This window comes from Microbispora sp. CA-102843 (genome assembly GCF_050936215.1).
Lineage (GTDB): Bacteria > Actinomycetota > Actinomycetes > Streptosporangiales > Streptosporangiaceae > Microbispora.
In genome coordinates, this window is sequence record NZ_JBNJNF010000001.1 from 5,391,447 (window position 1) to 5,405,359 (window position 13,913).

The 13,913-nt window shown below is 71.1% G+C and carries 10 protein-coding genes and 1 pseudogene; 6 read left to right on the plus strand and 5 right to left on the minus strand.

The window, feature by feature from the left end; genetic code table 11:
- Positions 1 to 2: 2 nt before the first annotated feature.
- From ACQEVJ_RS25045 to ACQEVJ_RS25065, 5 genes are all read left to right on the plus strand, one after another.
- Positions 3 to 938, plus strand: coding sequence for a carbohydrate ABC transporter permease (locus ACQEVJ_RS25045; protein ID WP_433104963.1), 936 nt, complete (start codon positions 3 to 5; stop codon positions 936 to 938).
- An 80-nt stretch (positions 939 to 1,018) separates the two neighbouring features.
- A complete protein-coding gene (locus tag ACQEVJ_RS25050; RefSeq protein WP_433104965.1) occupies positions 1,019 to 2,380 on the plus strand; it encodes an ABC transporter substrate-binding protein in 1,362 nt (453 codons plus the stop codon).
- Between the two features lie 281 nt (positions 2,381 to 2,661).
- The gene (locus ACQEVJ_RS25055) at positions 2,662 to 4,083 is read left to right on the plus strand and encodes a ricin-type beta-trefoil lectin domain protein (RefSeq protein ID WP_433104967.1); all 1,422 of its coding nucleotides are present in this window, start codon (positions 2,662 to 2,664) and stop codon (positions 4,081 to 4,083) included.
- Positions 4,084 to 4,104: 21 nt separating this feature from the next.
- Complete coding sequence (locus ACQEVJ_RS25060; RefSeq protein ID WP_433104969.1) at positions 4,105 to 6,144, plus strand: beta-galactosidase; 2,040 nt, start codon at positions 4,105 to 4,107, stop codon at positions 6,142 to 6,144.
- Positions 6,145 to 6,159: 15 nt separating this feature from the next.
- Positions 6,160 to 7,779, plus strand: coding sequence for an FAD-dependent monooxygenase (locus ACQEVJ_RS25065; protein WP_433112960.1), 1,620 nt, complete (start codon positions 6,160 to 6,162; stop codon positions 7,777 to 7,779).
- Between the two features lie 152 nt (positions 7,780 to 7,931).
- On the opposite strand, the gene ACQEVJ_RS25070 is transcribed toward ACQEVJ_RS25065, so the two are convergent.
- From ACQEVJ_RS25070 to ACQEVJ_RS25085, 4 genes and pseudogenes are all read right to left on the minus strand, one after another.
- Positions 7,932 to 8,606, minus strand: a complete 675-nt coding sequence (locus ACQEVJ_RS25070; RefSeq protein ID WP_433104971.1) for a maltokinase N-terminal cap-like domain-containing protein — start codon at positions 8,604 to 8,606, stop codon at positions 7,932 to 7,934.
- Positions 8,607 to 8,780: 174 nt separating this feature from the next.
- On the minus strand, positions 8,781 to 9,761 hold the full coding sequence (locus ACQEVJ_RS25075; RefSeq protein WP_433104973.1) for a threonine ammonia-lyase: 981 nt from the start codon (positions 9,759 to 9,761) through the stop codon (positions 8,781 to 8,783).
- 67 nt (positions 9,762 to 9,828) lie between these two features.
- Positions 9,829 to 10,764: a DUF2332 domain-containing protein gene (locus ACQEVJ_RS25080; RefSeq protein ID WP_433104975.1), complete on the minus strand. Its 936-nt coding sequence runs from the start codon at positions 10,762 to 10,764 to the stop codon at positions 9,829 to 9,831.
- Positions 10,761 to 11,601 (minus strand): annotated as a pseudogene (locus ACQEVJ_RS25085) (RNA polymerase sigma-70 factor). The gene ACQEVJ_RS25080 and the pseudogene ACQEVJ_RS25085 overlap by 4 nt, the downstream one beginning before the upstream one ends.
- 611 nt (positions 11,602 to 12,212) lie before the next feature.
- On the opposite strand from ACQEVJ_RS25085, the gene ACQEVJ_RS25090 reads away from it, so the two are divergent.
- Entirely contained in the window at positions 12,213 to 12,794 is a 582-nt protein-coding gene (locus tag ACQEVJ_RS25090) for a hypothetical protein (protein WP_433104977.1), read from the plus strand.
- 230 nt (positions 12,795 to 13,024) lie between these two features.
- Here ACQEVJ_RS25090 and ACQEVJ_RS25095 read toward each other — a convergent pair whose 3' ends face one another.
- Positions 13,025 to 13,906: a GNAT family N-acetyltransferase gene (locus ACQEVJ_RS25095; RefSeq protein ID WP_433104979.1), complete on the minus strand. Its 882-nt coding sequence runs from the start codon at positions 13,904 to 13,906 to the stop codon at positions 13,025 to 13,027.
- Between the last annotated feature and the right edge of the window lie 7 nt (positions 13,907 to 13,913).

The window sequence follows — 13,913 nt, forward strand, 5'->3', positions numbered from 1 at the left end:
CCATGGCGACCTCCACCCCCACCGCCGACCGGGCGCCTCGCCCGAAGACCGCCCCGGCCCGGGGCCCTCTGGTCGTCCGGCGGCGCCGGTCCCCGCAGGACCGCCGCAGCGCGACGCTCACCGTGCTGACCGCGCTCATGCTCGTCTACACGCTGCTCCCCCTGGTGTGGCTGGTGATCAACGCCACCAAGACCCAGGAGGGGCTGCTCGGCTCCTTCGGCCTGTGGTTCGACGGCGACTTCGCCCTGTTCGACAACATCGGCACGGCCTTCACGTACAACGACGGGATCTTCGTCCGCTGGCTGCTCAACACCCTGCTGTACGTGGTCGTCGGGGCGGGCGGCGCGACCCTGCTGGCGACGCTCGCCGGCTACGGGCTGGCGAAGTTCGACTTCCCCGGCAAGAAGGCGGTGTTCGCCGTGGTGATCGGGGCGGTGGCGGTGCCCGGCACGGCACTGGCCGTCCCCACGTTCCTGATGTTCGCCAACATGGGCCTGACCGACACCCCGTGGGCGATCATCATCCCGTCGCTGGTCTCGCCGTTCGGCCTCTACCTGATGTGGACCTTCGCCACCGACGCCGTGCCCAAGGAGATCCTGGAGTCGGCGCGGGTGGACGGCTCGGGCGAGTTCCGCACCTTCTTCCGCATCAGCCTGCCGCTGCTGGCCCCCGGCCTGGTCACGGTGCTGCTGTTCAACGTGGTCGCGACCTGGAACAACTACTTCCTGCCGCTGATCATGCTGAAGGACCCCGACTGGTATCCGCTCACCGTCGGCCTCAAGGAATGGAACCAGCAGGCCCTCACGGCGGGCGGCGAGGCCGTCTTCAACCTCGTGATCACCGGATCGCTGCTCACCATCGTCCCGCTGATCGTGGCGTTCCTGCTGCTCCAGCGCTACTGGCAGTCGGGCCTGGCCGCCGGAAGCGTCAAGGAATGACCGGCCAAGGAATGGCCGGCCAAGGAATGACCGCCCCCACCGACGTCTGTCTCCCCGGATAACTCAGAAAGGCACATCCCATGGCGATAACCCGCCGTCGCGCCCTCCTGCTGAGCGCGGCCCTGACCGTGTCGCTCACCGCCGGCGCCTGCGGCTCCGGCGACGACGCCTCCTCCTCGGGCGGCGACGCGGCCGCCCCCGCCGCGTCCGTCGGCGTCTCCGACGCCGACATCCAGAAGGCGCTCGACACCGGCGGCTCGATCACCGTCTGGGCCTGGGAGCCGACGCTCAAGCAGGTCGTCGCGGACTTTCAGACCAAGTATCCGAAGGTCAAGGTCAACCTCGTCAACGCCGGCACCGGCAACGACCAGTACACCGCCCTGCAGAACGCGATCAAGGCCGGGTCCGGGGTTCCGGACGTCGCACAGGTGGAGTACTACGCCCTGCCGCAGTTCGCCCTCGCCAAGTCGGTCGCCGACCTCAACGCGTTCGGCGCGGGCACGCTGGACGGCACCTTCACCCCCGGCCCGTGGAACTCCGTCCACATGGGCAACGGCATCTACGGCCTGCCCATGGACTCCGGCCCGATGGCCCTGTTCTACAACAAGGAGGTCTTCGACAAGTACGACCTCAAGGTGCCCACCACCTGGGACGAGTTCGCGGCCGACGCCGAGAAGCTGCACAAGGCGAACCCCAAGGCGTACATCACCAACGACACCGGTGACGCGGGCTTCACCACCAGCATGATCTGGCAGGCGGGCGGCAAGCCGTACACCGTCGACGGCACCACCGTCGGGGTCGACTTCGCCGAACCGGGCACGCAGAAGTTCACCGGCCTCTGGCAGAAGCTGATCGACGGCAAGCTGCTCGCGCCGGCCACCAGCTGGAGCGACGCCTGGTACAAGGGCCTGGGCGACGGCACCATCGCCACCCTGGTCATCGGCGCCTGGATGCCCGCCAACCTCGAGTCCGGGGTCAAGGCCGGAGAGGGCAAGTGGCAGGTCGCGCCCATGCCGCAGTGGGAGGCCGGCGGCAGGGCCACCGCCGAGAACGGCGGCAGCTCGCTGGCGATCCCCGAGGCCGGCGCCAACAAGAACCTCGCCTACGCCTTCCTGAAGTACGCGAACGTCGACGAAGGGGTGCAGACCCGGGTCGACGGCGGCGCCTTCCCCGCCACCACCGCCCAGCTGCAGGACCCGAAGTTCCAGGACAAGGAGTTCCCCTACTTCGGCGGCCAGAAGGTCAACCAGGTGCTCGCCGAGTCCGCCTCCCAGGTCGTCACCGGCTGGTCCTACCTGCCCTTCCAGGTCTACGCCAACAGCATCTTCAACGACACGGTCGGCAAGGCGTACACCTCCTCCACCACTCTGCAGGACGGCCTGAAGGCCTGGCAGGACGCCTCCCTGAAGTACGGCGAGGAGCAGGGCTTCACCGTCAAGTAGCAGCCACCGCCAGTAGTCACCGGGCGCCATCGCTGCCGCCGCTCCGCGGGGAGCGCGGCGGCAGGACGGGCCGGGCGCCGAGACCACCCGGCCCGCGCGTTCCCGGCCCCATGTCCCGATTTCACCGCGCCGCACCACCGCATACGTACTTCCGCGGCGCCGCCGACCGGCGGCGCCGTCCCGGCCACCGACAGCCGATCCCCTATCTGACAGACGGATCCAACGGACAGGTCCACTGGACCTCGGCCCGGCTGCCGGTCCTCCCCCCGAAAGGAAGCACCATGCACTCCCTGCCCCGCAACCACCCCGGAATGCGTTCACACCGCCGTTCACTGGCCTGCGCGCTCGCGGCGCTGGCCGTCGGCTCCGCCGGCGTACTGGCCGGCGCGACGCCGGCGGCGGCCGACACCAGCCAGTTCAAGGGCGTCAACTGGGCCGACCCCCGCGACAACTACGCCGACGACCCCGTCGTCCCCTCCGGACTGTCCGCCTCCGACAGCTACGCCACCGTGAAGGCGAAGGCCGACGCCATCCTCACCGGCTTCCAGAACAATCTGGGCGCCAACACCGTGCGGCTGCCGGTCAACCCCTACTCCGTCGGAACCGGCTGGTGGAACTCGTACACGGGCGCGATCGACGCGGCGACCGCCAAGGGCTTCAAGGTCGTTCTCGGCTACTGGGAGGGCACCTCCGCCAAGGACGGCAAGATCGACGACGTCGCGGCGTGGACCTCGATGTGGAACACCATCACCGCCAAGTACGGCGGCGACAGCCTGGTCTACTTCGAGCCGATGAACGAGCCGTTCGGCTACGGCCAGTCGGCGTGGGCGGACGTCGCCGCCGGCTGGATCAGCGCCCACCCCTCGATCCCGAAGAACCGGATCTTCGTCAGCGGCACCGGCTACAACGACAACGTCACCTCCGTGTGCGCCGACAGCCGGCTGAACGGCACCTACCTGTCGCTGCACCACTACGGCTTCTGGGGCACCCACACCTACGCCGACTGGATCACCGACTTCAGGAACCGGATCGGCTCGTGCGCGTCCCGCACGGTCGTCGACGAGATGGGCGCGCCGATGACGACGGGCCTGAACTACAACGACGCGAGCAGCACCGACAACTTCGTGCGCTACCTGCGCGCGGACACCGACACGATCCGCTCCCTCGGCATGGGCGCGATCTACTGGCCGGGCCTGCGCAACGGCGACCCCTACACCCTGCAGACGCTGCAGGGCAGCGGCGTCAACCTCACGCTGAGCACCCCCAACAGCAGCGGTGTCGACCGGGTCAGGTACGCCTGGGGCTCCGGCTCCGGGGGCGCCTCCGTGCTGCGCGGCGTGGCCTCCAACCGGTGCCTGGACGTCCCCGGCTCCTCCCAGACCAACGGGACCCAGGTGACGATCTACGACTGCAACGGCGGCGCCAACCAGCAGTGGACCGCCACCGCCTCCGGTGAGCTGCGCGTCTACGGAAACAAGTGCCTGGACGCGTACGGCCAGGGCACCGCCACGGGCACCGTCGTGGACATCTGGGACTGCAACGGCGGCGCCAACCAGCAGTGGACCCTCAACTCCAACGGCACCGTCACCGGCCGCCAGTCCGGCCTGTGCCTGGACGTCAACCAGGCCCGCACCGCCAACGGCACGCCGGTCATCCTGTGGACCTGCAACGGCGGCGCCAACCAGCAATGGAAGACCACGTAATCATCACTTGAAGGAGTCGTTGTGAACGCTGACCGACACCGTTGGGTGCGCTGGCCGTCCGACCCCGGACGGGCCCGCCTGGGGTTCGGGGCCGACTACAACCCCGAGCAGTGGCCCCGGGAGGTCTGGGACGAGGACATGCGCGAGATGCGGGCGGCCGGGGTGAACATCGTCTCCTTGGCGATCTTCTCGTGGGCGCGGATCCAGCCGAGCGAGGACGTCTGGGACTTCGACTGGCTCGACGAGGCGATGGACCTGCTGCACACCCACGGCATCGCGGTCGATCTGGCCACGGCGACGGCCTCGCCGCCGCCGTGGCTGACCGCGGAGCACCCGGAGATCCTCCCCGTGGACCAGCACGGCCACACGGTGTGGCCGGGGGCTCGGCAGCACTGGCGGCCGACCTCGCCCGTCTTCCGCGAGCACGCGCTGCGGCTGACCCGGGCCCTCGCCGAGCGGTACGGCGGCCACCCCGCCCTCGCCGCCTGGCACGTCAACAACGAACTCGGCTGCCACAACGTCTACGACTTCTCCGACGACGCCGCGGCCGCCTTCCGTGAGTGGCTGCGCGCACGATACGGCACGCTGGACGAGCTGAACCGCGCCTGGGCGACCTCGTTCTGGTCCCAGCGCTACAGCGACTGGTCGCAGATCCTGCCGCCGCGCCTGGCCGCCTCCTACCCCAACCCGACCCAGCAACTGGACTTCAAGCGGTTCTCCTCCGACGCGCTGAAGGACTACCTGCGCGCGGAACGGGACGTCCTGCGCGGGCTGACACCGGACATCCCCGTGACCACGAACTTCATGGTCATGGGCGAGACCAAGGGCATGGACTACGCCGACTGGGCCGGCGAGGTCGACTTCGTCTCCAACGACCACTACCTGCTGACCGGTCCCCAGGCCCAGGACGAGCTGTCCTTCTCGGCGAACCTCACCGGCTCGCTCGCCGGCGGCCGGCCGTGGTATCTGATGGAGCACTCCACCAGCGCGGTCAACTGGCAGCCGGTCAACCTCGCCAAGAAGCCCGGCGGCCTGGCCCACGACTCCCTCACCCACGTCGCCTACGGCGCCGACGCGGTCTGCTTCTTCCAGTGGCGGCAGTCGGCGGGCGGAGCCGAGAAGTACCACTCGTCGATGGTCCCCCACGCGGGCACCGACAGCGACGTGTTCCGGTCGGTCGCCGACCTGGGCGCCACACTGGCCGCCCTCGCGCCGGTCGCGGGCACCCGGCGGCTGCGCGCCCCGGTGGCGATCGTGTTCGACTGGGACTCCTGGTGGACCAGCGAGCTCGACTCCCACCCCACCTCCCTGCTGCGCTACCGCCAGGAGGCCCTCGACTGGTACACCGCGCTCCTCGACGCGGGCGTCCGGGTGGACGTGATCGACGTGGGCGACGACCTCACCGGCTACCGGCTGCTCGTGGCGCCGATCCTGCACGTCGTGCCCGGCACACTCGCCCGCAGGCTGGAGGACTACGTCGCCTCCGGCGGGCACCTCGTCGCCACCTACTTCTCCGGCATCGTCGACGAGAACGACCACGTCTGGCTCGGCGGCTACCCCGGGGCCCTGCGCGACCTGCTCGGCATCCGCATCGAGGAGTTCGGCCCCCTGCTGGACGGCGACGCCGTCGACCTCGACCTCGGCGTGTCCGGCACCCTGTGGACCGACCGGATCGACCTCGCCGACCCGGCGACCGAGGTGCTGGCGACGTACAAGTCCGGCGACCACGCGGGCCGTCCCGCCGTCACCACGCGCCGTACGGGAGCGGGATCGGCGTCGTACGTCTCCACCCGCCTCGGCCCGGACGGTCTCGGGGTCGTCCTTCCCCACCTGCTGGACGTCGCCGAGCTCTCCTCGGAGCTGCCCCTCGAAGCCCGCGGCCTGGTCGACGTCGCCGTACGCACCGACGGAACGGACGACTACTGGTTCCTGATCAACCGTACGGACCGGCACGTCGACCTGTCCGGGATCCCCGGCGACCCCCTGCACGGCCCCGCCCTGGCCCCGGACACCACCCTGGCTCCCCGGCAGGTCCGCGTCCTGCGGCGCCCCCACCGATAGCGGGGGCCTCGCCGGCTGGCGCCGTCCCCTCGGCCGGGAGAGGATGACGACGCGACGAGGGGCGGGCGCTGCACGCGCGGTCCACCGTCCTCGCACCGAAGACCACGGTCGGCGGATCGTTCTCGGGAGAGGCACATGGGAGAAGTCGTCATCGTCGGAGGCGGCCCCACCGGGCTGTGGCTCGCGGCGGAGTTACGTCTCGCGGGGGTCGAGGTCACGGTCCTGGAGAGGCGGGCGGAACGCGACCCGCACTCCAAGGGCTTCACGATCCACCCCCGCACCATGGAGTTGTGGGCGTCGCGCGGCGTCGGCGAGTCGTTCGTCGCACAGGGCACGCGGGTGCCCGACTCGCATTTCGGTCTCCTCGACCATCGGATGGACTACGGGACGCTCGACACCCCCTTCCCGTACGTCCTCCTGCTCGCGCAGCCGAAGGTCGAGGAGCTGACCGAGGGCTACGCCCGCGACCTGGGGGTGGACATCCGGCGCGGGCACGCATTCACCGCACTGACCCAGGAGGCGGACCGGGTCGTGGTGCGCGCCGAGGGCCCCGGAGGGCCCTGCACCGTGGAGACGGGCTTCCTCGTCGGCTGTGACGGGGTGGGCAGCCCGGTCCGCTCGGCCGCCGGGATCGGCTTCCCGGGCACCGACTCCACCGCGTACGCCTGGGTCGCCGACGTGACGCTCGACGAGCCTCCGGCTGTGCCGTACTTCCAGAGGACCGGCGAGGCCGGTCAGGTGCTGGTCGTGCCCATCGGACCCGGTCTCCACCGGGTGGCCGGCGTCGCTCGGGTCGCGTTCGGGGGCCACCCGACGGAGAAGGACCTGCGCGCCTGGCTCGTGGCCGTCGCCGGCACCGACTTCGGCCTGCGCGACCCGGTCTGGGCGTCCGGCACGGGATCCACCTCGTGCCTGGCCGACCGGTATCGCAGCGGCCGCGTCCTCCTGGCCGGAGACGCCGCGCACCGCCTGTTCCCCGCCGGGGGCATGGGCCTGAACCTCGGCGTGCAGGACGCGTGGAACCTCGGCTGGAAGCTGGCCGCCACGGTGCGGGGATGGGCACCCGACGGGCTGCTGGACAGCTACCACGCGGAAAGACACGCGGTCGGCGCCGCCACACTGCGCCTGACCCGGGGGCAGACCTCGCTCATGACGTCGTTCACGCCCGAGACTCTCGCCCTGCGGTCGGTCCTGGACGACGCCATCGCGCGGGTGCCGGAGTTCTCCCGCTTCCTGGCGGAGCAGGTCTCCGGCATCGGCGTGTCGTACGGACGGGACGCCGATGATCACCCGCTCGTGGGGACACGGGCCCCGGACCTGCGGATGTCAGACGGGCCGGGGCTGTTCGCGCTGCTAGCCCCCGGGCACTACGTGCTGCTCGACCTCACGGGAGCGGGCCGCGCCCTCCCCGGCCGGGCGACCGCGTCCCCGGCGCTGCCCATGCCCCCGGGACTGACCGTACGTGTGGACGGGCCGGCCGAGTCCCGGGCCGGATGGCGGCGGGTCCGAGCCGCGCTGATCCGTCCCGACGGGCACGTCGCCTGGGCCTCGGAGGAGGACGACGACGCGGCGCTGCGGTCCGCGGCGGCCACGGCTCTCGCCGCCACGACGTGCGTCAGGACGCCGGGTTCCTGACCGCCTCCCCCGCGGCGTCTCCTGAGGCGTCTCCTGGGGCGTCTCCTGGGGCGTCTCCTGGGGCGAGGACGAGGCGGTCGATCACCGCGACGGCGACGACGCCCGCGCGCAAGAGCTCACCCGGCGGTCGGACGGCTCTTCGCGAGTCACGATCAGCGGGGCGCGTCCGCGATGACGGCGAACACGCCGCGGACCTCGGCCCCGTCCGGCAGCCGCCAACCGGCCGTGACGTGCCCCCGGGTCCCCGCGACGTCCCCGTCGCCTGGCCGCAGGACTCGGGCCACCCGCATGGTCAGCCGTCCGTCCCGGCCGCCGTCGGCTGTGGCGGCGTCCACGACGATGTCGGTGGCGTGCGGCGCGTCGGCCACGGCCGTCAACCGGACCGGGTTCGGCGCGGCGGCTCCCGTGAAGCTCCTGGCGACCGAGGGGTCGGGGGTGTTGCTCACGCTCTGGGCCTGCGGCTCGGCGTCACCCTGGAACAGGGCGTGGAGTTGCGCGGCGAGGACCGGATCGTGGGTCCCGTCATAGATCCACCGCCGTCCAAGGACGCCGTGCTCCCCCGTCCCGACGAGAGCGTGATCGGCTCCCTCCAGCGGCGCCCCTCGGTAGGTGAGCGGCACATGATAGGAGACCGGCCGTTCGCCGGACACGTCGGTGACCACCATGAACTCGATCCCGACCTCGCCCTGCGGGTCGTCGAGCCGGAAGCCTCCGGCCTTGGTCAGCTCCGGCCGCCCCCCGCCTTCGTACCAGGCTTGGGCAGGAAGCCACGACGTGAGCAGCTCCATTTTGCTGGGCGTCAAGGTGGTGCGATGAATGACAGCCATACCGCGAAGCCCCTCCGTCGGTGTCCCGTCACCGTGCATCCCGGCGCCACCGTCCGGGGCCGATCATCGTCTCACACGTCCTGCGGCGGCGATGATCGGGGGCCGCGCTCAGCCGACGGGTGGGACGACGGCGACGGAAGATCAGCAGGGAGGAGCTGCGTGCACGGGCGATTGTCAGGACCTGTGGATGGGAGCCGCACCGACCCAGCGGTGATAGGCGTCCACGTCGACGTTGCTGCCGCACACGATGGTGACGACGTGCCGGCCGGCGAAGCGGTCGCGGTCTTCGAGGATCGCCGCGACGCCGAGCGCGGCCGACGGTTCGACGACGAGGCCGGCGTGGTGGAGGAGCATCCGCATACCGGCGATGATCGACGCCTCCTGGACCAGGACGGCGTCGTCGGCGACCAGGAGGAGGTCGTCCAGCACGGCCGGGATGGGACACCGGCCGGCGACGCCGTCGGCGATGGTGTCGGTCGTGTCGGTGGTGACGACGCGCCGTTGGCGCCACGAGTGTGTCATCGCCGGCGCGCCCAGCGGCTGGACGCAGATCACCTCGACTTCGGGCGCCACGGCCTTCACCACATGCCCCACACCGGTGGCCAGCGCCCCACCGCCGAGGGCGATCAGGACCGCGTCGAACGACGGCACGCTGTCCACCAGTTCCAGGCCGATGGTCGCCGCGCCCTCGCAGGTCTCGATGTCCAGGCTGTCTTCGACCAGCCGGATGCCGTCGTAGCGCGCGATAGCCGCCGCCCGCTCGCGAGCCATGTCGAAGTCGCCGTCCACCAGCTCCAGCCTGGCGCCCAATGCGCGGATGCGATCAAGCTTGGCAGCAGGCGCGAAGCGGGATGCCACGACGGTGACGTCGAGCCCCCGGCCGCGACCGGACCAGGCGAGGGCCTGGCCAAGGTTGCCCGCGCTGGCGCACACCACGGCTCCCGAGCCGTTGCCGGCGAGCAGGCTCGCGACCACCTCGGTGCCACGTGCCTTGAAACTGCGGACCGGGTTCGCCGTTTCGAGCTTGATGCTCACCGTGCACCCGAGGTCGGGCTCCAGCGCCTCGCAGCGGTACAGCGGAGTGTCGAGAAAAATCGGGTCGATCATCCGGCGAGCCGCCCGGATGCGAACAGTGTCGAGGCGCGTCTCCTGCACGGCACAGCAGCATAGCGCCGTCGGCGCTGTGCGATCTGTCCGACCTGCCACCGTGGTGGCCGCAGCCTTACGCGAACCAGATGATCGCCTGCCCGTGCGACCGAGTCCAGGCGAGCGGCGTGCCGTCCAGCACGAGCACATTGTGCAGCGCCGCGCCGGGCGGGTCCGGCAGTGCGTCGTACGGCAGCACGTCTGGGGCTTCGTTCGCGATCCAGTGCCCGGGCAGCCCGCGTACCACCTCGGCGAACGCCTCCCGCCGCGGCTTCGGGACCTGGTACAGCACGGAGGTGTGGAACACCACCAGCGTCGCGCCGGTCGGCGCCTGCGCGGCCAGCGCCGGCAAGTCGTCCACCAGGTCACCGCGCATGAGCAGCGGCGGCTCGGCCGCGGCGATGGCCGCCGCAGCCCGAAGCCGGGCACGGCGGTGCTCGTGCTCCGGCCAGATGAGGGCGGCGAGCCACGCGACGTCCGCGGAATCCGTCACGTCGAGCGGGCTCAGATCCAGGCCCGCCCGCCACACCACATCGGGTACGGAGGCCGGCGGCGCCACTCCGGTCGCCTCGCACTCAAGGACCGGTTCGCCGGAGCCGATCCTGTGGTCGCCGTAGCAGTAGGCGTATCTGTCGGGGTAGAGGCACAGCCCGGCGGCCGCGCCGACCTCCAGCAGCGCGAGCGGCTGCGGCAGCGCGGCGAGCACTGGAAGCAGTACGGCGCACCGACCGGCCTCGTTCGTCTGCGTGGCCCTGGTGCGCATCTCCGCCTCGATCGCCGACCAGTTCCCCACCGTGTAGTCGTGGAACGCGGCCGGATCCTCGACCGGGCCGCCGAGGAACCGTACGACGCCGAACAGCAGGTTCGGCTGCCGCTTGACGGGCGGGAGCGTGCCGAGCAGTGCGAGCACCTCCTCGTCGCGGGAGACCGCGCGGGCCAGACGCTCGTATGTCGGCGACACTTCGTGCGCCTCTCGCGCGGCGAACTCGGCGTACTTCTCGGCAGTCGTCATACCCCCATGGTCGCGCCGCATCGTCGGCTCACGGCGGTCTCCCGCTCCACCCGCGACAGCTTCTCGGGATTGCGCACGTGATACGCGCCGGTGACGTAGCCGTTCTCGAGCCGCACCGCCACCACGCCGTCGATCTCCCCGTTGACTCGGACGAGCAGCCCCGGGGCGCCATTGATCTGTACCAGCTCGACCGACCTTTCGGCGTCGCGCTTCCACCAGCCGACGGCCAGCAGGCGAGCCACAGCGCCGACCCCCACGATCGGCCGAAGCAGGGCGTGTTTGATTCCACCGCCGTCGCTCAGGGCGACGACGTCGGGTGCGAGGATGTCGAGCAGGCTCTGCAGGTCGCCGGTTTCGACCGCTCGTTGAAAGGCCCCGAGTGCGGCTCGGGTCTCGGCCGGGGAGGCGATGCCGCGGGGCCGGCGGGCGGCGACGTGGGCCCGTGCGCGGTGGGCGATCTGGCGGACCGCGGACTGGCTCTTGCCGACGGCCTCGGCGATCTCGTCGTAGTCGAGGTCGAACACCTCGCGCAGCACGAACACGGCCCGCTCGGTCGGCAGCAAGCGTCTCCAGCACCAGCAGCATCGCCATCGAGACGCTGTCGGCCAGCTCGACGTCCTCGGCCACATCCGGCGCGGTCAGCAACGGCTCGGGCAACCACGGCCCGACGTAGGACTTCCTGCGCCGGCCGAGCGTACGCAACCGGTCCAGCGCCTGCCGGGTGACGATCCGAATCAGGTACGCACGCTGCTCCCGCACGGTGGCCAGATCGACGTCCACCCAGCGCAGCCAGGCCTCCTGCAGGACGTCCTCGGCGTCGGCGGCCGAGCCGAGCATCTCGTAGGCGACGGTGAACAGCAGGTTGCGGTGGGCGACGAACGCCTCGGTGGCCGAGTTCACGCGGTCGGCACGGTCGAGCGGCTCGGCCGCGTCCGTCGTTCGCTGCGCTGGCTCATGCCTGGCTCCTGCCTGTTCTCTCCGGGTCCTGCCACACGCAGTAGACGCCGGTCCCCACCGCTTTGTGACAGCCCAGGATCGGTGGCCCATGTCACAGGACCGCGGCTGTCACAGGGGCCGGGTCGCCGGCGTCTGGTGTTCGTCCAGGGACGCCGCGCGAACGATCCGTACGACACGCGACACCACGAGTTGATCTTGAGAAGGGAAGACCTCACCATGTCCACACCCACGACGACCCACCCGACGACCAAGCGGAAGGGCCTGCGGTCGCGATACCCAACCCCCAGCCCAAGAAAGGCATGGAACATGAGCGCCGAAAAGTTCGCAGTGGCAGGAGCAACCGGCCGGCTGGGACTCCACGTCGTCGAGGTCCTCGCCGAACGAGGACACCAGGTCGTGCCGATGTCCCGAGCCACCGGCGTGGACATCATCACCGGTGAGGGCCTGGTCGAGGCCCTCACCGGGGTCGATGTCGTCGTCGACGTCGCGTCGTGGCACGCCTCCGACCAGGAGTCAGCCACGGAGTTCTTCCGCACCGCGACCGCAATCTGCACGAGTTCGGCCAGAAGGCAGGAGCCGGCCAGATCGTCGCCGTATCCATCATCGGCTCAGACAAGGCCACCGCCGGTTTCATCGCCGCCCAGCAGGTGCACGAGGAGGCCAACCTGTCCGGCCCGCTGCCCGCTCGCATTCTGCGGGCCGCGCAGTTCCACGAATTCGTCGGTCAGCTCCTGGACTGGCAGCAGGGCGACGTCGCCTACATCCCGGCCTTGCCCGCCCAGCTCGTGGCCTGCCGCACCGTGGCCGAGGAAGTGGTCGACCTGGCCACCGACCCCGGCGCGCCCGCCCAGCCCGCTCCCGGAACGCCGATCCCCGAAATCGCCGGGCCCCGCAAGGAGATCATGGCCGAGGCGGCCGGACTTCTCGGCGCCCGCCGAGGCATCAAGGTCGTCGGCGTCGACGGCTCCGGCATGCCCGATGCCGAGATCGCCGCCAGCGGCGGGTTCCTGCCCAGCGCTCACGCCAAGCTCGCCGGCCCCACCTTCCAGCAGTGGCTCGACGCCCAACCCTGACACGGTCGTACGCCGGTGATGCCGCCGCCATCGGCATCACCGGCCGCGACCGGTACACCCGAGCCGGCACCGCCTCCCCCACCGCCGGGCAGCGCATCGCCGCCCTGGCCGACGGCAGCCGCCGTCGGCGATCCGTGAGGAGACGCGCAACGTCAGCGCCTTCTCCGACTGGTCCGGCGCCGAGCCGGCGATCCGCTGCACCCGCTGCTTGGACGGCGGCCTCTCGGTGCTCAGCCGAGCGCCGACATGAACGACGCGACGAGACGAGACCGGTCGCCGGGGAGCGCCCGCCCACCGTGGACCATGAACGACGTCGTGGAGGCCTGCGCCACGCCGCGCCCGGCGATCCACGAGGTCAACTCCTGGTGGTGGTGGTGGTGAAGGTCAATCCTGATCCGTACGTCCGCGCCCCCGGCCAGGTCCGTGACGAGGGCGCGGGCGGTCTCGTCGTCCTCCGCGACGACCGGCCCGACGAACAGTTTGTCGCCGCTCCGCCAGGCCGCCCCGTAGCCGGTGATCTCGCCGTCCCGCTCGACGACCCGGACCTGCTCGGCGAAGGCGAACAGACGGGCCAGCAGGCGCGACCGATCGGCCCCGAAGACCTCGATGTCGAGGGCGCACAGCGCGGCCAGGTCCCGCCCGGGCTCGGCGAGCCGTGAGTGCTTCCGCTGGGGACTCGACCCGCCGTGCGGGCCGTCGCCGGCGTCGAAGCGGCCGACCCAGGCCTCGACCACGCCGACCGTCTCGAAGCCCAGCTTCTCGTAGAGGGGCCGGCCGTATTCCGTCGCGCACAGGAACAGGGTCGCGTCGCCAACCTCCGCCAGGACATGGTTCATGAGACGGCGTCCCAGCCCCTGCCCGTTGTAGCGGGAGGCCACGAGCATCATGCCGACCGCGGCCGCCGTCCTGCCGTACCGGGTGAGGACGACGGTCCCCGCCAGGCCGCCGCCGTCCGGGGCGTCGATGCCGAAACCCTCGCCGTTCTCCAGCAGGAGCCGCCACTTGCGCTCCTCCCTTGGCCAGGAGCGGTCCTGCGCCAGGTCGAGGCAGTGGGGCACGTCGCCGAGGCCGAGGCGGCGGACAGGCGGGGAGGATGGGTCTGCGGGCTTCATGGGCACC